The organism is Bradyrhizobium mercantei, from assembly GCF_001982635.1.
Taxonomy (GTDB): Bacteria; Pseudomonadota; Alphaproteobacteria; order Rhizobiales; family Xanthobacteraceae; genus Bradyrhizobium; species Bradyrhizobium mercantei.
The window spans coordinates 50,676-71,995 of the sequence record NZ_MKFI01000005.1 but is presented as its reverse complement, the minus strand read 5'-3'; the positions used below and the strand labels follow the sequence as shown (position 1 = coordinate 71,995).

General features: G+C 65.3%; 23 protein-coding genes and 1 tRNA gene. 17 read left to right on the top strand and 7 right to left on the bottom strand.

Annotation, left to right across the window (positions count from 1 at the left end; genetic code table 11):
- Positions 1–203: 203 nt before the first annotated feature.
- Positions 204–863, bottom strand: coding sequence for a hypothetical protein (locus tag BI327_RS23030; RefSeq protein WP_076863328.1), 660 nt, complete (start codon positions 861–863; stop codon positions 204–206).
- Positions 864–1,041: 178 nt separating this feature from the next.
- Here BI327_RS23030 and BI327_RS23025 point away from each other — a divergent pair, with 178 nt between their 5' ends.
- A complete protein-coding gene (locus BI327_RS23025; protein WP_076863327.1) occupies positions 1,042–1,428 on the top strand; it encodes a hypothetical protein in 387 nt (128 codons plus the stop codon).
- Positions 1,429–1,478: 50 nt separating this feature from the next.
- On the opposite strand, the gene BI327_RS23020 is transcribed toward BI327_RS23025, so the two are convergent.
- Entirely contained in the window at positions 1,479–2,546 is a 1,068-nt protein-coding gene (locus BI327_RS23020; protein WP_245334913.1) for a hypothetical protein, read from the bottom strand.
- A gap of 349 nt (positions 2,547–2,895) precedes the next feature.
- Here BI327_RS23020 and BI327_RS23015 point away from each other — a divergent pair, with 349 nt between their 5' ends.
- On the top strand, positions 2,896–3,333 hold the full coding sequence (locus BI327_RS23015) for a hypothetical protein (RefSeq protein WP_076863326.1): 438 nt from the start codon (positions 2,896–2,898) through the stop codon (positions 3,331–3,333).
- Between the two features lie 196 nt (positions 3,334–3,529).
- On the opposite strand, the gene BI327_RS23010 is transcribed toward BI327_RS23015, so the two are convergent.
- The gene (locus BI327_RS23010; protein ID WP_076863325.1) at positions 3,530–4,591 is read right to left on the bottom strand and encodes a polysaccharide deacetylase family protein; all 1,062 of its coding nucleotides are present in this window, start codon (positions 4,589–4,591) and stop codon (positions 3,530–3,532) included.
- Between the two features lie 218 nt (positions 4,592–4,809).
- On the opposite strand from BI327_RS23010, the gene BI327_RS23005 reads away from it, so the two are divergent.
- On the top strand, positions 4,810–5,091 hold the full coding sequence (locus tag BI327_RS23005) for a hypothetical protein (RefSeq protein ID WP_076863324.1): 282 nt from the start codon (positions 4,810–4,812) through the stop codon (positions 5,089–5,091).
- Between the two features lie 146 nt (positions 5,092–5,237).
- Positions 5,238–5,453: a cysteine rich repeat-containing protein gene (locus tag BI327_RS23000; RefSeq protein ID WP_076863323.1), complete on the top strand. Its 216-nt coding sequence runs from the start codon at positions 5,238–5,240 to the stop codon at positions 5,451–5,453.
- A 13-nt stretch (positions 5,454–5,466) separates the two neighbouring features.
- On the opposite strand, the gene BI327_RS22995 is transcribed toward BI327_RS23000, so the two are convergent.
- Positions 5,467–7,146, bottom strand: a complete 1,680-nt coding sequence (locus BI327_RS22995) for an MFS transporter (RefSeq protein ID WP_076863322.1) — start codon at positions 7,144–7,146, stop codon at positions 5,467–5,469.
- 151 nt (positions 7,147–7,297) lie between these two features.
- Between BI327_RS22995 and BI327_RS22990 the strand changes: the two genes are divergently transcribed.
- The 7 genes from BI327_RS22990 to BI327_RS22960 all read left to right on the top strand — a co-directional run bounded on the left by BI327_RS22990 (position 7,298) and on the right by BI327_RS22960 (position 15,158).
- Entirely contained in the window at positions 7,298–8,659 is a 1,362-nt protein-coding gene (locus BI327_RS22990; protein ID WP_076863321.1) for a hydrolase, read from the top strand.
- 83 nt (positions 8,660–8,742) lie between these two features.
- Positions 8,743–10,128, top strand: coding sequence for a cytochrome P450 (locus BI327_RS22985; protein ID WP_076863320.1), 1,386 nt, complete (start codon positions 8,743–8,745; stop codon positions 10,126–10,128).
- Positions 10,129–10,169: 41 nt separating this feature from the next.
- Complete coding sequence (locus tag BI327_RS22980; protein WP_076863319.1) at positions 10,170–11,579, top strand: adenylate/guanylate cyclase domain-containing protein; 1,410 nt, start codon at positions 10,170–10,172, stop codon at positions 11,577–11,579.
- 174 nt (positions 11,580–11,753) lie between these two features.
- Positions 11,754–12,257, top strand: coding sequence for a tellurite resistance TerB family protein (locus tag BI327_RS22975; protein WP_076863318.1), 504 nt, complete (start codon positions 11,754–11,756; stop codon positions 12,255–12,257).
- Between the two features lie 225 nt (positions 12,258–12,482).
- A complete protein-coding gene (locus tag BI327_RS22970) occupies positions 12,483–13,262 on the top strand; it encodes an SDR family NAD(P)-dependent oxidoreductase (RefSeq protein ID WP_076863317.1) in 780 nt (259 codons plus the stop codon).
- A gap of 152 nt (positions 13,263–13,414) precedes the next feature.
- The gene (locus BI327_RS22965) at positions 13,415–14,230 is read left to right on the top strand and encodes a glutamine amidotransferase (protein WP_076863316.1); all 816 of its coding nucleotides are present in this window, start codon (positions 13,415–13,417) and stop codon (positions 14,228–14,230) included.
- A 118-nt stretch (positions 14,231–14,348) separates the two neighbouring features.
- On the top strand, positions 14,349–15,158 hold the full coding sequence (locus BI327_RS22960; RefSeq protein ID WP_076863315.1) for an enoyl-CoA hydratase: 810 nt from the start codon (positions 14,349–14,351) through the stop codon (positions 15,156–15,158).
- Positions 15,159–15,395: 237 nt separating this feature from the next.
- Here BI327_RS22960 and BI327_RS22955 read toward each other — a convergent pair.
- Positions 15,396–15,471 (bottom strand) — tRNA-Ala (locus BI327_RS22955).
- A gap of 297 nt (positions 15,472–15,768) precedes the next feature.
- Between BI327_RS22955 and BI327_RS22950 the strand changes: the two genes are divergently transcribed.
- The 3 genes from BI327_RS22950 to BI327_RS22940 are packed head-to-tail and all read left to right on the top strand — an operon-like array spanning position 15,769 to position 17,313.
- Entirely contained in the window at positions 15,769–16,059 is a 291-nt protein-coding gene (locus tag BI327_RS22950) for a YggT family protein (RefSeq protein ID WP_021078230.1), read from the top strand.
- A 32-nt stretch (positions 16,060–16,091) separates the two neighbouring features.
- A complete protein-coding gene (locus BI327_RS22945; protein WP_076863314.1) occupies positions 16,092–16,427 on the top strand; it encodes a DUF167 domain-containing protein in 336 nt (111 codons plus the stop codon).
- A gap of 1 nt (position 16,428) precedes the next feature.
- Entirely contained in the window at positions 16,429–17,313 is an 885-nt protein-coding gene (locus BI327_RS22940) for a bifunctional methylenetetrahydrofolate dehydrogenase/methenyltetrahydrofolate cyclohydrolase (RefSeq protein WP_076863312.1), read from the top strand.
- Positions 17,314–17,489: 176 nt separating this feature from the next.
- On the opposite strand, the gene ppa is transcribed toward BI327_RS22940, so the two are convergent.
- Positions 17,490–18,020 (bottom strand): inorganic diphosphatase, encoded by a 531-nt coding sequence (gene ppa, locus BI327_RS22935; RefSeq protein ID WP_021078233.1) that lies wholly within the window; start codon positions 18,018–18,020, stop codon positions 17,490–17,492.
- 165 nt (positions 18,021–18,185) lie between these two features.
- On the bottom strand, positions 18,186–18,695 hold the full coding sequence (locus BI327_RS22930; RefSeq protein WP_076863310.1) for a GNAT family N-acetyltransferase: 510 nt from the start codon (positions 18,693–18,695) through the stop codon (positions 18,186–18,188).
- 363 nt (positions 18,696–19,058) lie between these two features.
- On the opposite strand from BI327_RS22930, the gene BI327_RS22925 reads away from it, so the two are divergent.
- Genes BI327_RS22925 through BI327_RS22915 form a run of 3 tightly spaced genes read left to right on the top strand, consistent with a single transcriptional unit; the run spans position 19,059 to position 21,275 of the window.
- Positions 19,059–19,526: a DUF2269 family protein gene (locus BI327_RS22925; protein ID WP_076863308.1), complete on the top strand. Its 468-nt coding sequence runs from the start codon at positions 19,059–19,061 to the stop codon at positions 19,524–19,526.
- Positions 19,527–19,542: 16 nt separating this feature from the next.
- Positions 19,543–20,871, top strand: a complete 1,329-nt coding sequence (locus tag BI327_RS22920; protein WP_076863306.1) for an SDR family oxidoreductase — start codon at positions 19,543–19,545, stop codon at positions 20,869–20,871.
- Positions 20,868–21,275: a thiol-disulfide oxidoreductase DCC family protein gene (locus tag BI327_RS22915; RefSeq protein WP_076863305.1), complete on the top strand. Its 408-nt coding sequence runs from the start codon at positions 20,868–20,870 to the stop codon at positions 21,273–21,275. Before BI327_RS22920 ends, BI327_RS22915 begins: the two co-directional genes overlap by 4 nt.
- Positions 21,276–21,320 lie beyond the last annotated feature (45 nt).

Genomic DNA, 21,320 nt, shown 5'->3' with positions numbered 1-21,320 from the left:
ATTGTCCGGCCCGGAGACATCGGCAACAGGTCGTACCTAAGACATGGGTGACAACCTCGTGCCGAACGGGTTGTCGAGGGTTTGCAGGATTTTCTTCGCAATTGGAGGTTCCAAGCCAATTGAATTGGCCTCCTCAAACTGAGTCGCTGTATCGTGCGACCTGGGACACCTCGTACCCAAGGCCGAAACCCGATCCAGGGATATCAAGAGCATCCGAAAATACTACACCGCCGAATGCTGGTTCGGGTCACGGAATCAGGCGGACCCAACATAGTCATGGGACGTCTAACCATCTGGGTCATGGCTCGGGGCGCACGAGCCTTCAGAAAAGCTACGATCTCGGGACTCACGTCCTCCACAGACCGATGCATCTTTCCGGCGTTCGAAAAGAGCCCGCCACCGTGGTGATCCAGCCGAAGCGCGCCGATGTCGACGATCTCCCCGGCGCGAACCTGGAATTTGGCATGAGGGCCACCATACCCAGCATTTACATTGTCGCACCTAATGCTCAGCAAAAGGTACTCGCCTGGAGGAAGTGAGGTAATCCCGCCAAACGCCGCCAGCTTTCCTCCTCCGATCATGCTGGCGCTTATTGTTTTCCTCGGCGCGTCCTTGTTGAGAGTTTGACCGAGGGTCACTTCAGGAAAGACACACCGCGTGAGATCCCCACTGATACTGGGCATCATGAGGATCGCGTCAACGATAACCACACCTCGATGTTCTTGCAGCTCTCGGGCGATGTGTTCGTCGACCTGCAAACCATCCGCCGGTCTCAGAACGTCCCCGCTTTGTGCCCGAGCAGCAGTAATTGAAACAACTACCGCGAGCCAGACGGCCAGAAGAATGGTGCGCTTCATCGCCATTGTGCCTCCCGCAACTGCTCTCAATCCTAGCAGGCGCAACTTACCGAATACAACCGTTGGGCCGAGCGCCGCGGCAGCGCGCATCGAACGCGCCTGGATGCGATTTGCTCAGAGCATCGAACCCTCGCACGCGCCCAGTAGACCAAGTGTTACAGGCGCCATTTCAAGGGGCTGTTAGATGCTTCCGAAAATCGCCCACGTGATCATCGTCGGGTTCTCTGATGCAGAACGCGGCAAGCTCGATGAAACCACCCGCAAGGCACTTCACTTCAGCGATCCTTCCTGGGAATACAGATCGTACGGCTGCCGCACCTTGCAGGAGGCCGCGGCAATCGCAAAAGACCTCGCGCGAGTCGATATCTTTTATGTTGCTGAGGGAGCCAAGTCCCAATCCATACCGTACGAAAAGTTCGGCCATGAACTGGACTACGAGATACTGGGGGAGCTGATGAGAAATCATCCCAGCAAGCCTGTGGTGAGCTATGCGGGGCTCGATCGGCCGAACAAGCTCGCAGCGGCGATCTTTGCGCTTTGGCGTGACCGCAGCAAGTCAACCTCAGCTTGACGGGATCGATGTCTTCTCAACCCGGCTCACGCTTGCCACCTGCCTGAAGGCTAGATCCGCGCCCCGCACAGCCCGCTCATGATCGCGATCGCAACGAGCCCGCCGGCGGCGAGGCCGGTGGCCCAGATCCGGTTGGCGATCGCGGCGGCCACGCCATGCGCGATCAGGACGCCGCGCAATCCCGACACGAGATGGGCGAGCACGAAGAACACGCCGAGTGCGTAGTGCGGCACCAGGCGAATGCTCCAGGCGTCGTGGATCAGGCCGGTCGGTGCGCCCGACGCCCAGTCCCAATTGGTGTCGATGTGGTGCACGGCGCGCGCCGAGACCAATGCGGAATTCAGATGGGTGACGATGAAGGCTGCGAGGTAGACGCCGGAGCCGATCTGGAACACGCGATACGCGTCCGCCGGCAGCGTGCTCCAGCGCCAGGCGAGCCGTACGCCGACGGCGACCTGGAACAGCATCAAGGCGACGAGGATCGGTTCGATCACCGATGAACGATAGACCGTGCGCCCCGCCTTCATCACGGCGGCATGCACCTCGGGTCCGAGCAGGCCCAGCAGATGATTGGTGAGATGGAACGCGACGTAGAGCAGAATGACCGCTGCGGCGATGCCATGGGTGACGCGCCATTTGGCAATGGACGGCGCGATCGCGGCTGACTTCGCTGGCCGCTCCTGCTCGCTGCTGAACAGCACATAGAGGGAAGCGGCGAGCCAAATCATGATCCAAACCGGCTTGTCGCTGACAGGAATGTGCAGCAGTCCAAGACCGACGCCGGTCAGCACGAACAAGGGCGGCGCAGCGATGCTGAGATAGGCGAGCCGCCGCGCGCGCAATTCGAAGGACGATGGCGCTGCCTTTGTGAGCCGCCAGGCGCAAGCCAGCCCCAGCAGCGGTGCGGCGGTCGCGGCGAGCAGACAGAGCGCCGCGATCACCAGCCGCGCAGCCGAGGTCTCGCCGCTCGCCGGAGAAACGGCGAGATGAAATGCATCCAGTAGGAACGGATAGGCCATCGCTGCGGCCGCCGGGATCAGCCAGAGGAGCTTTTCGGCCTTCGTATTCGCCAGGCCATTGTCGCCAGTCCGGATGCGACCTTGTTCAAATACGCTCACTGGGTTCTCCGGAGTTCGGCGTCATGCGCAAAGGAGAAGGCCAAACCGCGCGATCTATTCCCGAGCCTCCTCGGAGGCTCAGCACACAAGCCTGTGCGGGAGGCGCTGGTGTGCGCGGGCAGCCCGTGTTGCGCCGAGGCCCTGTCTCGAGGCGCAGCGTAAAGCAATGCGGGCCGACCTATAGGACCAAGGTCCGACAATCCGACTGGACCAACCAGCCGGAGATTGCCTGTCGATGGTGCAGGCAATCACGGGGAGCTGAAGACGGCACGCGCTTACTGCGTGAAACAGCTCACATAGCCGCCCGCGCGGCGTCGCTAGTCTCCCGGTCACCCACGGGAGAACAACAATGCGCAAACTCGTCCTGATCACGGCGATGGTTTTGGCTTCCGCGTCCGCGCAGGCCGGCGAACGAAGCCTGTCGTTGGGCGCGGGAACCTCGCTACCGGCAGCCGCATCGAATTCGGTCAATACGTCCGACAAGCTTGCCGATGCGCCGGTGGCGCCGGCCGTCGAGGCGCCATCGAAGCCGCCGCAGGCACCGAAATATGTCGAGCGGGCAGCGCCGGTCTCGGCAGCTGCGCCGGCTCCGCAGCCGCAAGCTCAACCGGCCGGGCAGCAGGCCCCCTTGCAACAGGCCAACGTCCAGCCGTCGGCGGCGCCGGACTCCGGCCCGGCACCGGCGCAACGGCGAACCGCGCAGCGGTCGAGCCACCACAGCCACCCGCGGCGCTGGACCGAGGGCCGCATCATCGGCGAGCTGCATCGCCACGGCATCTACTGGTAGCCGCCGGCGACATTACAAACGAAGGCGCCCCGGATCGGCCGCGGGCTCCTTTGCATGGGGTTGTTTTCGATATTTTGGTGGGGGCCGCCGCCGGGTGCGATGGCACCTCCCAGCCGAGGCCGGCCAGAAAACGAAAGCGCCCCCGGATCGGATCCGGGGGCGCTTTGCGTTGAGTGTGTGGAATGCGTCGGCTGGGTTACTCGGCGACCGTCTGCACGACATTGCCGATCGGCCGGCCCGATGCGACCGGCTTCTCGGTCTTCGCCATCATCGCGTCGTATTCGGGCAGCGTCTCGATCTGGGTCTTGGCCTTCATCCAGACCACCTTGTAGCCGCCCGCCTTCAGCTTGCGCAGCAAAGTCGGCAGCGCCTGCGCGGTGTGCTTCTGCAGATCGTGCATCAGGATGATGCCCTTGTGCTCCTTGTCGAGCTTGGTCATCACGTTGTTGATCACCTCGTCGGCGCTCTTGGACTTGAAGTCGTTGGAGTCGACGTCGACCGAGAACATCGCGATGTTGCGGGTGCCGAGATAGGCCGTGGTCGCTGGCGTGTGCGCCAGTGCCGGGAAGCGGAAGAACGGAGCGGGGCTGGCCCCCAGCGCCAGCTTCACCGCGCTGAAGCCCTTCTCGATCTCGTCCTTGGCCTGCTGCTCGGTGATCTTCTTGCCGGCCAGATGCGCGTGCGACCAGGTGTGGGCGCCGATGGTGTGGCCGGCGGCGGCGACCTGGCGCAGGATATCAGGGTGATAGGTGGTGTGCAGGCCGATCGGGAAGAACACCGCCTTGGTGCACTCGTCCGCCAGCGCCTTGAGCACGGCGGGCGTGGTCGGCCACGGACCGTCGTCGAAGGTCAGCACCACCTCATGGTCGGTCAGAAAGTCATATTGCTTGTACTGCAGGAAGCCGAAGCCCGGGCCGCCTGTCGTGTCGACCACGACGGTGCGGCTGATGCCGAGCCCATCGGGATTGGCGCATTTCGGCGTGGCCGCGACGGGGACCGGCATCGGCGCCGGTGCGGGGGCAGCGGCCGGGGCTGCCGCCTGGGTGGCATCGGCGCGCTTCGACAGCGCGGCGGTCGTGTCGACATCGTCCCTGGCGGCCTGCCTTGCAGCCGCCGCGGGAAGCGGATCGGCCTTGGCTGCGGCAGTCGTCTGCGGAGGAGCCGCGTCGGCACGCGGGGAGGAGGTCCAGAACCACACGCCGGCGATCACGATCGCCGCTACAACACTGGCCAGCATCAGGCCCAACGCACTACGCATCGCTACACACTCTCTCGGAACTTAAGGATACGCCACAGCCGTAACGAGCGATTAATGCCAACAAGGTCTTAACGCGATCCCAACACGGCGCCGGAACGACAAGAAAAAGCAGGTCTAATAGCCGCGTGATGACCGTCACAGTCAGGCAGCGCGCGGCCATCCAGGATCGGACCCATCGAACAACGGGCCCCGTCGTCGGGTGCCAATGGGAGCCGATCATGACCACCGTCTTGAAAAGCCAGCTTCACATTCGCAGGGCCGGGATTGCGCTGGCTGTTGCGGCCGCCGTGTCCGCGCTGTCGTCGACCGCGAGCTTCGCATTCAGCGCCGAGGCGCAGCAGATGTGCACGGGGGATGCGTTCCGCCTGTGCAGCGCGGAGATCCCGAACATCCCCAGGATCACCGCCTGCATGGTCAAGAACCGCTCCCAGCTGAGCAGCGGCTGCCGCGTCGTGCTGGATCGCGATCTCGCCGCGCAGCGCCGGGCCGCCGCGGAGTGAAGGGATGCGGCCTGCGGCGACGAGACGCAGACCGGTCTCCGGGGCGCCTGACGGACAGAACCGTCCGATTCGCCCGCCCTTTCAAGCTTCTTCGCGGCCCTGAAACGCTATAGAACCAGCGTTCTGTTCCTTAGAGGCTTTGAGAGATGACCCGATTTCTGTTCGCCGTCGTTCCACTGGTTCTGTTGACGTCGGTCGCCTCGGCACAGCAGCAGGGGCGTGATGCCTGCTCGCGCGATGCCTCGCGATTCTGCCGCGCCCATCTCAGCGAGGGCGATCAGGTCGTGCTGGCTTGCCTGAAGGAGCATCGCAGCCGTCTCAGCAAGGCCTGCCAGCAGACGCTCACCGCTAACGGGCAGTAACGACCGGCTAGATCTACGTACTGCTGCCCGCCGCGGTCGCGACCACCGGGATCACCTCCTTGGCGGCGCGGTCCGGGGTCTCGTCCTTCCAGCGCACCGATCCGAACGGCCGCTCCAGCATCCGGCGCACGCGAATCGGCTCGGCACCGATGTGGAAGTCGGCCGCCTTCTGATGCAGCTCGCGCTCGATCTGGGTGGCGCGGTTGCGCTGGCGCAGGAAATCGAGCCAGGTCGGGCAATGATAGCGCTCGGTCCACAATTCGGGATCCGCGATGTCGCGCGCGATCGACCAGCCATAGGCACCGTTGCGCTGGCGGCTGAGCTGGACGTCCTGCATCACGTTATGGAAGGCGCGCGCATTGTCCTGCGCCACCCGGTATTCGATCTCGACCACCAGCGGCCCGCTGCGCCCGGTCAGTTGCAGCCGCACCTCGGGATCGGCCAACGTATCGGTCGCGTCCTCGTTGCGCGCGCCGATCGGCGGCATCCTGAGCCAGATGCCGAGCACTGGCGACAGCAGCATCAAGCCGGCGGAGATCAAGAGCGCCATCTCGACGCCGCCTGCGTCCGTGATGCGGCCCCAGCACCAGCTTCCGATCGCGATGCCGCCGGCGATCGAGGCCTGAAACGCCGCAAGCGAACGGCCCGCGACCCAGCGCGGCGCCGAGAGCTGCACGCCGATATTGAACAGCGCGATCGCCAGCATCCACACTGCGCCGGCAACGACCAGCGCGGCCGCGGTGATGACCGGCTCCTTGCTGACGGCCACGGCTGCGATCGCCCCGCCCATCGTCAACGCACAGACGCGGATCGCGGCCTCGCCGCTGAGCCGGCTGCGGATCTCGCTGATGTTGAGCGCGCCGATCACGGCGCCCATGCCGAAGGCGCCGAGCATGATGCCGTAGGTCTGCGCGCCGCCATGCAGCAGATCGCGCGCCACCAGCGGCATCAGCGCCGAGACCGAGCCGCCGATGATGCCGGTCACCATGGTGCGGGTCAGCACGATCCTGATCGACGGCGAATTGGTGATGTAGCGCACGCCGGAGACGATGGCGCGGTTCAGCCGCTCGCGCGGCAGCCGCGACGGCTCGCTGACGCGCTTCCACAGGAACAGCACGACGAGCAGCGGCAGATACAGCACGGCATTCGCCGCGAAGGCCGCCACGGCGCCGGCGGAGGCGACCACGATGCCGCCGATCGCCGGACCAAAGCTGCGCGCGATGTTGTAGCTGATGCCGTTCAGCGCCACCGCGGCGGGCAGCGTCTCCGACGGCACCTGCTCGCTGACCGAGGATTGCCAGGCCGGGCCGAACAGCGCCATGCCGCTGCCGACGACGAAGCACAGCGCGAGCAGGATGTTCGGGGTCACCAGGTTGAGCCAGGCCAACACCGTCAGCGTGGTGGCGCCGGTGAGGGCGATCATAAGCGACACCAGCGCGACGATGCGGCGGTCGTGCATGTCGGCGATGGCGCCGGCCGGCATCGAGATCAGCATGACCGGCAGCATCAGCGCGGTCTGCACCAGCGCGACCTTGTCGGCCTCGGCGGTCATCTGGGTCATGGCCCAGGCGGCGCCGACGCCCTGGATCAGGATGCCGAGATTGGAGAGCAGGCTGGCGAGCCAGATTCGTCTGAAGATTGAATGCCGTAACGGTGCAGTGATACTGTCGGGACGCGTCCGCAGTTCGGTCATATCCGGTTCCGGTTGGCCTGCTATGGCGTGTTGAATGATTCCGGCTGCATCAACTGATGCCCGGCAAACGCGTGTCCTGTCCAGCGATTACGGTATCCGTGGCGGGGAAAGGACACAGCTAAAGCCCTGAAAGGCTTGGGGAAGGGGAGCAATGGCGCTGTCGCGGCGGAGATTCTTGCAAGGGACCGGCGCCCTCGCTTTGCTGGCCGGCCGGCTCGCCGCCCCGGCCTTCGCCCAGTCTGCGCCCTCAGGCGACATCCCGCCGATCCTGTTCGTGCACGGCAACGGCGATCACGCCGCGCTCTGGATGACGACGCTGTGGCGGATGGAGTCCAACGGCGTGCCGCGCGAGCGCATGGCCGCGATCAATTTCACCGATCCGCTGGCGCGCACCGACGACAAGGTCGAGCAGGCGGGCCGCTCCTCGACCGAGGACCAGCGCCGCGCGCTCGCCGAGGCGGTCGGGGAGCTGAAGCGGAGGAGCGGCGCCGCGCGGATCGCGCTGGTCGGCAATTCCCGCGCCGGCAATGCGATCCGCAACACCATCAAGAATGGGGGCCGCGGCGACGTCAGCCACGCGGTGCTGTGCGGCACGCCCAATCACGGTGTGTATGCGTCGGACGACGGCCTCGGCAACGAGTTCAACGGGCGCGGCCCGTTCCTGCGCGGACTGAACGACGGCGACAGCGAAGTGACCGCGGGCACCGCGTTCCTGACCCTGCGCAGCGACGGCCTCGACAAATATGCGCAAGCCGACGGCCGTTTCATCGGCAAGCCGGGCGCGCCGACCAACGTCACGGCCGAAGGCCCGGCGCTGAAAGGCGCAACCAATCTGGTGCTCGGTGCGGTCGATCATCGCGAGACCGCGTATCATCCGCGCGCCTTTCGCGAGATCTATAAATTCATCGCGGGCCGCGAGCCGTTGCGGATCGAGATCGTGCCGGAGACGGCGGTGCGGCTGAGCGGGCTCGTCACCGGCACACCGGGCGGCGTGCCGACCAACCGGCCGGTGCCGGGGGCCACGGTCGATATCTATCGTGTGTCGGCGGAGACCGGCGAGCGAATCGGCGGCCCGCTGCACAGTTCGCAGGCCGGGGCCGATGGCCGCTGGGGTCCGGCACAGGTCGATCCGTCCTGGCCGCTCGAATTCGTGCTGGCCTCGCCGGACGCGCTGACAACGCACATCTATCGCTCGCCGTTTCCGCGCTCCTCCGAGATCGTGCATCTGCGCGCGGCGCGGCCGCTGTTGCCGGCCGATGCCGGTGCAGGCGCCATCGTGCTGATGTCGCGGCCGCGCGGCTATTTCGGCCTGCCGCGCGATATCGTGCTGTTCGACAGCAAGGAGCCGGCCGACGTCAAATCCGGCGTGCCGACGGATGCGGTGACGACGTTGCGGCTCGCGGCGGCCGATGTCGGCCGTCCAATCGCCGCGATCTTCAACAGGGAACGTATCGTGATGCGGGCCTGGCCGGCGTCGGAGAATCGGATTGCGGTTGCCGAGCTGACTTATTAGGTCTGGTAAAGGGTCCGCGCGCCTTCATGGCGCCGGGATCGCAGGGCCGGATCGGCCGTTGCGTGAGGCAGGAAGCGAGGACCATGAGCATAGCCGAGGTCTACGATATCACGGTCACGCGGCGTCCCCTGGTCCCGCCGGCCCCGCCGCGCGCGCCCGCCGACATGGGCGCGTTCCAGCGCATGCGGGTGATGCGCAACTCGCCGATCGAGACCTGGGGCCAGCGCGCCTATGAGGACGACATCGTCCAGGGCCGTTTCCTCAACCATTCGAGCTTCATCCTCAACACGCCGGATGCGATCCGCCACGTGCTGGTCGACAATTACGAGAACTACACCCGCACGCCGGCCGGGCTGCGCGTGCTGCGTCCGATGCTGGGTGAGGGATTGCTGATCGCGGAGGGCCGCGCCTGGAAACATCAGCGCCGCACGCTGGCGCCGGCATTCACGCCGCGCGCCGTGACGACGCTCGTACCCTACATGATCGCGGCGGTCGACGAGACCATCGCCAAGCTGAAATCCGCAAGCGGCGGCCCGGTCGACCTGCGCGAGGTGATGCAGCGCATGACGCTGGAGATCGCCGGCCGCACCATGTTCTCGTTCGGCATGGATCGCCATGGCGCCGCGCTGCGCGACTTCGTGATGGAGTATGGCGACACGCTGGCGCGGCCGCATATGCTGGACCTGGTGCTGCCCTTGAACTGGCCGACCCCGCAGGATTTTCGGCGCGCCCGCTTCCGCAAGCGCTGGACCGCATTCGTCGGCATGCTGATGGCCGAGCGCCGCGCCGCCGGCAAGAATGACAACGCACCGGCGCGTGACCTGTTCGACCTGATGGGCGCCGCGCGCGATCCTGAAACCGGCCGGGCCTTCACCGATGCCCAGCTCGGCGACCAGGTCGCCACCATGATCCTGGCCGGCCACGAGACGACTGCGACCGCGCTGTTCTGGGCGCTCTATCTGCTGGCGCTGGATCCCGAGACCCAGGAGCAGTTGGCAGCAGAAGTCAGGAGCGTGGCCGCGAATGGCGCACTCGACATCGAGCGGCTGCAATTCACCCGTGCGGTGATCGACGAAACCATGCGGCTCTATCCGCCGGCGTTCTTGATTGCGCGAGCGGCAGCCGGCCCTGACACCATCGCGGGCCGTCCGGTCAGGAAGCATGACGTAATCCTGATCGCGCCGTGGCTGCTGCACCGGCATGAGAAGCTGTGGCGCGATCCGAACGCGTTCGTGCCCCAGCGTTTCCTGACGGGAACGCCGCTCGATCGCTTCGGCTATCTGCCGTTCGGGGTCGGCGCGCGGGTCTGCATCGGGGCGCATTTCGCGCTGGTCGAGGCGACGCTCGCGCTTGCGAAGATCGTCGGCGCGTTCCGCGTCGCGCTGGCGGACAAGGATCCGGTGCTCCCGATCGGTGTGGTGACGACGCAGCCGAACCGTTCCCCGGTGTTCACGATCAAGCCGCGCTGACCTTGCACGGCGGTGTCCTAATGCTCACTTGAGGGCTCACCATGAGCGATACGCAGGCCCATTTCGCAGTCCTTCGGCAGACGACCGATCCGGCCGTCGTCGATGCCATGCAGCAGCTGATCTCCGATGGTCACGATCGCGAGCTCAATCGCATCAACGCTCTCGATTTCGCGGGTCGTACCGGCCTCGACCAGGAGAAGGTGATCTCCGGCTTCCTGCATGCCTCGCGGCTCGGCCTGTTCGACATGAGCTGGAACGTGCTGTGTCCGGGCTGCGGCGGCGTGCTCGACGCTCACACCACGCTGAAGTCGTTGCGCCATGACGACTATAATTGCGCGCTGTGCGCGGCCGGCTATGAGGCTTCCGTCGACGAACTGGTCGAGGTCGCCTTCACCGTCAGCCCGCGCGTTCGGCGCATTGCCGCGCACGATCCCAACACGCTGCCGATCTGGGAATACTTCCGGCAGATGTTCTGGAGTTCGGGGATCGAGTTCGACGAGAGCGCGGTGTCGACCCTGATCAACGAGGTGACGCTCGAGGGGCTCGAGCTGCCGCCCGGCGAAAAGGCGATCCTGTCGCTCAACCTGCCCAACCAGTTCGTCATCGTGTTCGAGCCGGTGACGCATTCGGCGCACTTCTTTGCCGTCGAGGGCGAACCGACCGTCGATCGTCAGCAATTCTCGATCGCGTTCAACAAGTCGCATGCGCCGACCGGCACCTCGACGATGCGGCCGGGGCCGCTGCGGCTCTCGCTGGAGAACCTCTCCGACACTCGCGTGCTGCCTTCGGTGTGGATCGCGGGTGATCCGCTGCACAAGCTGCTCGGCAAGCGCAAGCCGATCCTCACCGCGAAGCGGATGTTGTCGAACCAGACCTTCCGCGACGTGTTCAAGGCCGACAACCTCACCGTCGACCAGCGGCTGAAGATCACCGCACTCACCTTCCTGTTCACCGATCTCAAGGGCTCGACCGCGCTTTACGAGCGGGTCGGCGATCTCGCGGCATTCGATCTGGTGCGCGCGCATTTCCACGCGCTGCTCGAGATCATCGCCTCCGAGCGCGGCGCCGTGGTGAAGACGATCGGCGACGCCGTGATGGCGACCTTCATCCGCCCCGAGCACGCATTGTCGGCGGGCCTGCGTATGCGGGCCGCGATGAAGCAGCTCAACACCGAGCGCGGCAAGGAGGATCTGATCGTCAAGATCGGCATCCACGAAGGGCCGTGCCTGGCGGTGACGCTGAACGAGCGGCAGGATTATTTCGGCCAGACCGTGAATATCGCAGCCAGGGTGCAGAGCCTGTCGACGTCGCAGGAAATCCATCTGACCCAGCCGGTGATGGAATCGGCTGAGGTCGCGGGCATCCTCGATCGCGCGGCGATCAAGCCGATCCAGAAGGAGGCCGCGTTGCGCGGCATTGCCGACAAGCTCGTGGTGTACGAGATACCGTAGTCATATTGCTGAAACGTAATGCTTGCCGAAACGTAATGCCGCAGCGGGAACCCGCGCGGATTGCGCCGGTTCTGTTTCCACGCCATATAGATTTCAACCGAGCATGACCCGGAAGAGTGCGTAGCGGTTTTCCGGACAAATCATGCTCAAAGGCTTCATTCCATAGAGAGAGCGATGCTCGACGGACTCCGCCAATTCATTGCCGATATCGTCTCCCCCGATGCAAAGGCCGACCGCGCTTTCGATGATGGCGACTATCGCCTGGCGGCGACGGCGCTGCTGGTGCACGTCGTGTCGCTGGACGGCGAGCCGACGCCTGCCGAGACACGCAAGCTGCACAGCCTGATCGAGAGCCGTTTCCAGCTCGATCCCGGCACCGCCGACAAGCTGATCGCCTCCGCCATGCGCGTCGAGGGCGAGGCCGTGGATCTCTATCACTTTACCAGCGTGATCATGCGCTCGGTGAATGAGGAGGGACGGCTGCGCATCGTCGAGATGATGTGGGAGCTGGTCTATGCCGACGGCCAGGTCAGCGAGTTCGAGGACAATGTGGTTTGGCGCGCTGCCGATCTGCTCGGCGTCTCCTCGCGCGACCGCATCGATCTCAAGCACCGCGTCGCCGAGAAGCAGGCGGCGCTGCCGAAGGGCCCCTGGGGCGCCGCGGACGCGGCAATCTGACACGGTCGGTTGCGCAAGCCGACGCTCCTTGCCCGCGTCGTGGATGACGAAACTTTAATGTCCGCCGCGATTGTGGGCGATCCGACTGAAAATCTGGCATTTCATTGCCGAATCAGCGGCCCGCCACTGTCCACAAGCCCATACGCGGCTTGCGTCCCACCACATGCCTATGCTCTCGTCGCCTTGTTGGGGACCTCACTAGAATTTGCAGTAAGAGTTTGAATCGTGACCGAGCGTGTGACGCTGATAACCGGGGCATCGGCGGGCATAGGCACCGAACTGGCGCGCGTGTTTGCATCGAAGGGTCATCGCGTGGCGCTGGTGGCGCGGCGCGCCGATCGGCTGAGGGCGCTCGCCGACGAGCTCGCCGCCAAGGGCGGCGCGGCGCCGATCGTGATTCCCTGCGACCTCCAGCAGACCGATGCCGGCGACAAGATCGCCGAGGCTCTGACCGAGGCTGGGGTCGAGGTCGAATATCTCGTCAATAACGCCGGCTTCGGCCTGTTCGGCCTCGCGGTCGAGCGCGATCGCGCCGAACAGCTCAACATCGTCAACGTCAACATCCGCGCGCTGACCGACCTGACGCTGCGCTTCGCCGATCAGGTGATCCGCAATCGAGGCGGCATCCTCAATCTCGGCTCGATCGCCGGATTCCTGCCGGGTCCCGGCATGGCGGTGTATTACGCCAGCAAGGCCTATGTGCTGTCATTCTCCGAGGCGCTGCGCTGTGAGCTGGCGCCGAAGGGCGTCCGGGTCACCGTGGTTTGCCCCGGCCCGGTGCCATCCGAGTTCCAGGACCGCGCCGGCTTTGCCCCCGGCTTCGACTCCGCCATCCTCAACGTTGTGCCGGCGGAGGTCGCCCGCCAGGCGTATCGCGGCCTGATGGCCAACAAGCGCGCCGTGCTGCCCGGCGCCTTCATCAAGGTCGTACCGTTCCTGCTGCGGCTGTTTCCGCGCTCCTTCATCCTGACGGCGGTCGGCGGCTTTCAACTCCGCAAGCGTTAGCACCCCATCACTGCCGTTAAGGCTGTCTCTGGCCCGCGATTTGCTTCGCCTGGGTGTGTGCGCAAACTCACACGATGTTAACGACCACTTAGCTATGATCTCGCCTTACATGCCGAAAGTTTAAGCAGAGGCCAAACCTTCAAGCAGAGGCAATGTCGTTCCGGTCTGACCAAAGCCGTGTTGTGGTGTCCTTCGCAAGCCGAAGGCCGGCCGCGGTCACGCCGAAGGTTCAGATTGCGGCCCAGACCTCGCTGCGGCCGGTGCTGATCGTGCTGCATCGGGAGACCTCGACTCCCGGCCGGATCGGCAACGCTCTGCGCGCGCTGGGCTACCCTCTCGATATCCGACGTCCACGCTTTGGCGACGCGCTGCCCGCAACGCTCGACGCACACGCCGGCGCGGTGATCTTCGGCGGTCCGATGAGTGCCAACGATCCCGATGACTACGTGCGGCGCGAGATCGACTGGATCGCAATTCCCCTGCGCGAGCAGCGCCCGTTCCTGGGCATCTGCCTCGGCGCGCAAATGCTGGCGCGGCAACTCGGCGCCAACGTCGCGCCGCATCCGCAGGGCCGTGTCGAAGTCGGTTACTACCCGGTCAGACCGACGGAGGCGGGCCGCGCGCTCTGCCCGGACTGGCCGGCGCGGGTCTATCACTGGCATGGCGAAGGATTTCAGTTGCCCGCCGGCGCCGACCTGCTCGCAGCGGGCGACGATTTCCCGGTGCAGGCGTTCCAGTTCGGCAATGCCTTCGGCCTGCAATTCCATCCCGATGTGACCTACGCGATGATGCATCGCTGGACCGCGCGCGGTTGCGTGCGGATGGAGCAGCCTGGCGCGCAGCCGCGCCATCAGCACTTCGCCGAGCGCGCCGTGCACGATGCCGCCGAGCGCGCGTGGCTGAAGCATTTCATCGATGGCTGGATCGCGCGCGTACCGCAGCCGGTGATGTTGCAGGCCGCCGAATAGCCGCCGCGCGGAATTTCGCGCCGCCTTTTCATTCTGACGGATGTGCTACTGTCGGGCTGCCACGCGCAGGCCGCATCGCCGCGCGGTTCAATAACAACAATGGCACAGGGAGATCGCCATGAGCTACGAGCACATCCTCTATGAGGTCAGCGAGCGGATCGCGACCATCACGCTCAACCGCCCCGACCGCATGAATGCGTGGACGGCGATCATGGAACGCGACGTGCGCCACGCGATGGAGGCCGCGGCCAACGACGACAATGTTCGCGTCATCATCCTGACCGGTGCGGGCCGCGGCTTCTGCGCCGGCGCCGACATGGAAGCGCTGAAGGGAATCGATCCCAACGAGGTCAGGCGCGGCGAGAGCATTCCGTTCGACATGAACCGCCGCGCCGACTGGCAGACGCGCTACGCCTATTACCCCGCGATCAAGAAGCCTGTCATCGCAATGCTCAACGGCGCCACCGCCGGCATCGGCCTGGTGCATGCGCTGTATTGCGATCTGCGCTTCGCCGCCGACAGCGCGGTGTTCACCACCGCCTTCGCGCGCCGCGGCCTGATCGCCGAGCACGGCATCAGCTGGATGCTGCCGCGCATCGTCGGCCATGCCAACGCGCTCGACCTGCTGATGTCGGCGCGGCGCGTGTCGGCCGCGGAGGCGCTGCGCATCGGCCTGGTCAACCGGCTCAGCACGCCCGAGAAGCTGCGCGAGGAGACCTATGCCTATGCCCGCGACCTCGCCGATTTCGTCTCGCCGAGCGCGATCGCGGTGATCAAGCGCCAGGTCTACGACGTGCCGTTCCAGACGCTGGCCGAAGCCACCATCGACGCCAATCGCGAGATGCAGATCGCGCTCAAGGGCAATGATTTCCGGGAAGGCGTCGCGAGCTTTGTGGAGAAGCGGCCGCCGAGGTTTACGGGGACGTAAGGGGGGATGAGGTGGGCCGGAATTTGCTGAACCGGTCCGTCTTCGCCCTTTGGGCTTCGCCGGACACCACGCTTCACCCTTCGGGCTCTGCGTGGCTGCGCCACGCGTAGGGTGAAGTGTTCGAGAAGAGAGGGGTTTGGGACCGGTCCGTCTTCGCCCTTTGGGCTTCGCCGGACACCACGCTTCACCCTTCAGGCTCTGCGTGGCTGCGCCACGCGTAGCCCGAAGGGCGAAGCGTGGTGGAGCCAGGCGGGATCGAACCGCCGACCTCGTCATTGCGAACGACGCGCTCTCCCAGCTGAGCTATGGCCCCATCGCGGTCGGGTGTTGCTGAGTGTCCCGGCCGTCAGTCGGGCGCCATTTACAGTCCCGCCCAAGGCCAAGTCAAGAACGCTGAAACAACGGTTTTCGGGCTGTCCCGCCGGGAACTTCCCTTGTTTGCGGGGGGGCGAACCGATATTTAGAGCATGATCCGGACCCGGCAGGCCGCGCGGGCGCGAAGCGCGTTGCGGTTTTCCGAGAAGATCCTGCTCAAACGCGACGCGCGACGGCGGTTCGATCCGGTCTCGTTGCGCTTCAACTGGTCGTCCCACCCGCGAGCCCCCATCATATGCGCGCTGTTCTCGACATCGTCATCATCGTCCTCGACCTCTATGTCTGGCTCCTGATCGCTTCCGCCATCCTGTCCTGGCTGGTCGCCTTCAATGTGGTCAATACGCGCAACCAGTTCGTCTCCGCGGTGGCCGAATTCCTCTACCGGATCACCGAGCCGGTGCTGCGGCCGATTCGCAATGTGATGCCGAATCTGGGCGGCCTCGACATCTCGCCGATCATCGTGATCCTGATCATCATGTTCATCCAGCGGGTGATCGCCTATTACATCTATCCCAACGTGATCTGATCCTCGCGATGGAGCCTTGATGGATCCTTTCGATGGAGCCCTGGCGCTATTCCACCGAGGGCATCAGCATCGCCTTGCGCGTGACGCCGCGCGGCGGCCGTGACGACATCGACGGGATCGAAACGCTGGCCAACGGCCGTTCCGTGGTGAAGGTGCGGGTCCGCGCCATCGCCGAAGGCGGCGAGGCCAATCGCGCGGTGACCGAGTTGCTGGCCAAGGCGCTCGGCGTGCCCAAGGCCAGGGTGAAGCTGTTGTCCGGGGCGACCTCACGGCTGAAGCAGGTGGCGGTCGCCGGTGACCCGAAGGGGCTTGGCGAAACGCTGCGGAAGTTGACGGCGGCCGGGCCGAACCAAGAGACGAAGGACTGACATGACTGCCCGCATCATCGACGGAAAAGCCATCGCCGCCGAGCTTCGCGCCCGCGTTGCCGACGAGGTCGCCCGCGTCAAGCGCGACCATGCGCTCACGCCGGGGCTCGCCGTCGTGCTGGTCGGCCATGATCCCGCGAGCGAGGTCTATGTCCGCAGCAAGCACACCCAGACCCAGGCCGCCGGCATGGCCTCGTTCGAGCACAAGCTGCCGGAGGATGTCTCGCAGGACGATCTCCTGGCGCTGATCGCGCGGCTGAACCGCGATCCCCTCGTGCACGGCATCCTGGTGCAGCTGCCGCTGCCGAAATCGCTGCACACCGAAACCATCATCAACGCGATCGACCCCGCCAAGGACGTCGACGGCCTGCATCCGAACAATGCCGGCCGGCTTGCCGGCGGCCTGGCTGCATTGTCGCCGTGCACGCCGCTCGGCTGCATCATCCTGAGCAAGAGCGTGCATGCCTCGCTCGAGGGCATGAACGCGATCGTGATCGGCCGCTCCAACCTGGTCGGCCGTCCGCTGGTGCAATTGCTGCTGAACGAGAACGCAACGGTGACGATCGCGCATTCGCGCTCGCGCGATTTGCCGAAGCTGTGCGCCCGGGCCGACCTGGTCTATGCCGCGGTCGGCCGTCCGGAGATGGTGCGCGGCGACTGGATCAAGCCGGGCGCGACCGTGATCGATGTCGGCATCAACCGCATTCCGGTGCCCGGCGGCAAGCCGAAGCTGGTCGGCGACGTCGCATTCCAGGAGGCGCTCGGTGTCGCCGGCGCGATCACGCCGGTGCCCGGCGGCGTCGGGCAGATGACGGTGGCGTGCCTCTTGGTCAACACGCTGCGCGCCGCCTGCGCGATTGCCGGCCTGCCCGCGCCGGCGGTGTAGTTCTTTCTTACCTCGCCCCGCTTGCGGGGAGAGGTCGATATTCAAGCGCAGCTTGAATATCGGGTGAGGGGGAGCCTCCGCAGATTCAACTCGGCGTTGGAGTTCGTGGAGAGAGGCCCCTCACCCCAACCCTCTCCCCGCAAGAGCGGGGCGAGGGAGTTACGACATCGCGCCCGTCACTTCTTCTTCGCGCGCTCGATGCCTTCGAGGATCAGCTTGCGGGCTTCGTCGGCGTCGCCCCAGCGCAGCACCTTCACCCACTTGCCCTTCTCGAGGTCCTTGTAGTGCTCGAAGAAGTGCTGGATCTGCTGCAGCGTGATGTCGGGCAGGTCGCTGTAGTTGTGCACCTTGTCGTAGCGCTGGGTCAGCTTCGATGACGGCACTGCGATGATCTTCTCGTCACCGCCGGCCTCGTCCTCCATCAAGAGCACGCCGACCACGCGCACGCTCATCACGGCGCCCGGCACAATCGCGCGGGTGTTGACGATCAGCACGTCGCAGGGATCGCCGTCACCCGACAGGGTGTGCGGGATGAAGCCGTAATTGCCGGGATAGCGCATCGGCGTGTAGAGGAAGCGGTCCACCACCAGCGTGCCGGCCTCCTTGTCCATTTCGTACTTGATGGGCTCGCCGCCGACGGCAACCTCGATGATGACGTTGACGTCGTGGGGCGGATTTTTTCCGATCGATATGGCGTCGATACGCATGGATTGCTCCGCGTGGCCTCTGGAAGTTGAGAACGATGTGATTTTTTGCTTGGCGCCGCAGGCCGCAAAACAGCATCAGGCCCGGCCTTGGGGGCCGGGCTGGCCGTCGCGCGCAGCGCTTGAGGCTGGTTTAGCCTTGCTGCAGCTGCGAGAGAAGCAGGATTTTCAGTTGGACCAGGCGAAAGCGACCTTGTCGAGCGACTTCGGCCCGAACCGCTCCGAGGAGCGCGCCACCATCCGGCCGCCCAGCGCGCGGTAGAACTCGGTCGCCGGCTCGTTGTCGGAGAGCGCCCAGATCACCATGCTCTTCAGGCCGCTCTGCAGCAGGTCGCGGCGGGCCGAGGCGAACAGGCGTCGGCCGAAGCCGAGGCCCTGGAATTCCGGGCGCAGATAGAGCTCGTAGATCTCGCCTTCGAAGTGCAGGCTGCGGGCGCGGTTGCGGCCGTAATTGGCGTAGCCCGCGATGCGGTCGCCGAACACCAGCACGCTGACGCGGCTGCCCTTGCGAATCGCGCTGTCCCACCACTGCGGGCCACGGCGATTGATCAGCTTTTCGAGTTCGGCGCCGGGGATGATTCCCTGATACGCCGAGCGCCAGGCTTCGTCATGGGTAGACGCCACCGCAGCCGCATCTGCAGCTTTGGCCGGCCGGACCTCGATTAGCGTTGTGCTCATGCATCTAATCAAAGCAAGTCGGAGGGCCGCCTTCAAGGTCCATCGTTAATTATCAGTTAACGTGTGGATTTTTTGCATCAGTGTCAGGAAAACTTGTACCGAAAGAGGACACTCGCCCGGCTCAAGCGGTTAATCGCCGATCCAGGCCTGTGCAAAGCGTGAATCGCGCGCGCAGTATGACACCGCCGTCGTATGGAAAAACTCATTCGGGCCTGATTCGCCGCCAGGATCCTGTGAGTGATCCAGATGCGATGTGGGGGTACTCCGAGTGCGCCGCCGCGGTGGATTTTCCCGCGCCCCCGGCCTATGGCAACGGGCGGTATCCGTGCGCCCCGAACCCGGCCCGATCACGAGCGGACTGCGATGACGCTCTACTTCCTGATCAAATATCTGCATGTGCTCGGCGCCATCGTGATCCTCGGCACCGGGACCGGCATCGCCTTCTTCATGCTGGCGGCGCACTGCACGCATGACGCGGCGTTCATCGCCCGCACGGCGGCGACCGTCGTGATCGCGGACATGATCTTCACGTTGAGCGCCGTGCTGCTGCAGCCGGTGAGCGGCGCACTGCTGATGATGCTGTCGGCCACGGGCCTGACCGAGCGCTGGCTTTTGGTTTCGCTTGCGCTCTATGCGCTGGCCGGCGTGTTCTGGGTTCCCGTGATCTTCATGCAGATCGAGATGCGCGACCTCGCACGGGCGGCCGCCGACAAGGGCCTTCCGCTGCCGCCGCGTTACTTCGCGCTGTTTCGCCGCTGGTTCCTGTGCGGTATTCCCGGCTTCGGCTCTGTCATGATCATCCTGTGGCTGATGATCGCGAAACCATTCTAGAGCATGATTCGATTCCATGAGTGACGATGCATCACACACTATCCTCGTGCTCGGCGCGTCCGGCCTGATCGGACGGTACGTGACCGACGATCTGAGGGCCCGCGGCTTTCACGTGATCGGGATCGCGCGGCACTTCACGCCGGCGCAAAAGATGAGCGCGGCCGACCTCGAACTGCCCGTGATGTCGATGGATGCCGCCGATCTGGCGCAACTGCTTCGCACGCACGAGGCCGATGTCGTCGTGAACTGCCTCGGTGTGCTGCAGGACGGTCCGGGCAGCGACACGCGCGCGGTGCATCGCGACTTCGTCGCGCGGCTGCTGGCGGCGATCGGCGACAGCCACCGCGCCATCCGTCTGGTCCACATCTCGATTCCCGGCGCGGCCAATGAGGACCGCACGGCCTTCAGCACCACCAAGCGGGAAGCCGAGCGGCTGATCGCTGAGTCCGGCATCGCGCATGCGATCTTGCGCCCGGGCTTTGTCATCGCACCCTCGGCCTATGGTGGCAGCGCCATGCTGCGCGCACTGGCGGCGCTGCCGGTCGACTTGCCGGCGGATGAGGCGGCGACGCCGTTCCAGCCGGTTGCGGTCGAAGACATCGCTGCCACCATCGCCTGGCTCGCGGCGCGCGATGTCGCCGACGAAGCGGTGCGATCGGTGACATGGGACCTGATGCAACCGCAACCGGTCTCGCTCGGCGGCGTCATCGCCCAGTTCCGCTGGTCGTTCGGCACGGCGAAGCATTTCCGCATCGCGTCGCCGTCGTTCCTGATCGATCTCGGCGCCCGGCTCGGCGATCTCACCAGCCGGCTCGGCTGGATGCCGCCGCTGCGCTCCAATGCGATCGCCGAGCTGCGCCGCGGCGTCACCGGCGATCCCTTTAGCTGGATGGCGGCGACCGGCATCGTGCCGAAGACGATCGCGCAAGCGGTCGGCGGACGCCCCGCGACCATTCAGGACAAATGGTTCGCGCGGCTGTTCCTGATCAAGGCGCTGATCTTCGCAAGCCTCGTGCTGTTCTGGGTCGCGTCCGGCTTCATCTCGCTGGTGATTTCCTATGACGCCGCCGCCGGCATGCTGAGCGCGCACCATTTCCCGCCCGCCCTGATCGGGCCGGTAACGGTGCTGACCAGCCTGATGGACATGAGCATCGGCGTGCTGATCGCGATCCGCGGCACCGCGGCGTTCGGTCTGATCGCAGGCATTGTCGCCTCGCTCGGTTACATGGTTGGATCGGCGATCCTGACGCCGGATCTCTGGATCGAGCCGCTCGGCGCGCTGGTGAAGACGGGACCTGCGATCGTGCTGATGCTGGTGGCGCTGTTGACATTGGACAATCGATGACGGTCTGGCCCGACGATCACGTGATCCTCTACGACGGCGTCTGCATCTTCTGCTCGCGCTGGGTTCGCTTCGTCATCGCCCGCGACCCTGACAGACGCTTCAGCTTCACGCCGATCCAGTCCGACTACGGCACGCGGCTGGCCAAAGCCTTCGGCATCGACCCCAATGATCCCGACACCAACGCCGTCACCCATGCCGGCACCATCCATATGAAGTCGGACGCAGCCATCACAGTGCTGACCCATCTCGCCGGCTGGGAATGGACCCGCTTTCTGTTCAAGGTGCCGAAACCGCTGCGCGACGCGGTCTACAGCCTGATCGCACGCAACCGCTACAGGATCTTCGGGAAGTACGAGACGTGCTTCGTGCCCGACGCCGACATGCGGGCGCGGGTGCTCGAATAGCTCCGCCGTCATTGCGAGAAGCGACGAAGCAATCCATGTCTCCGC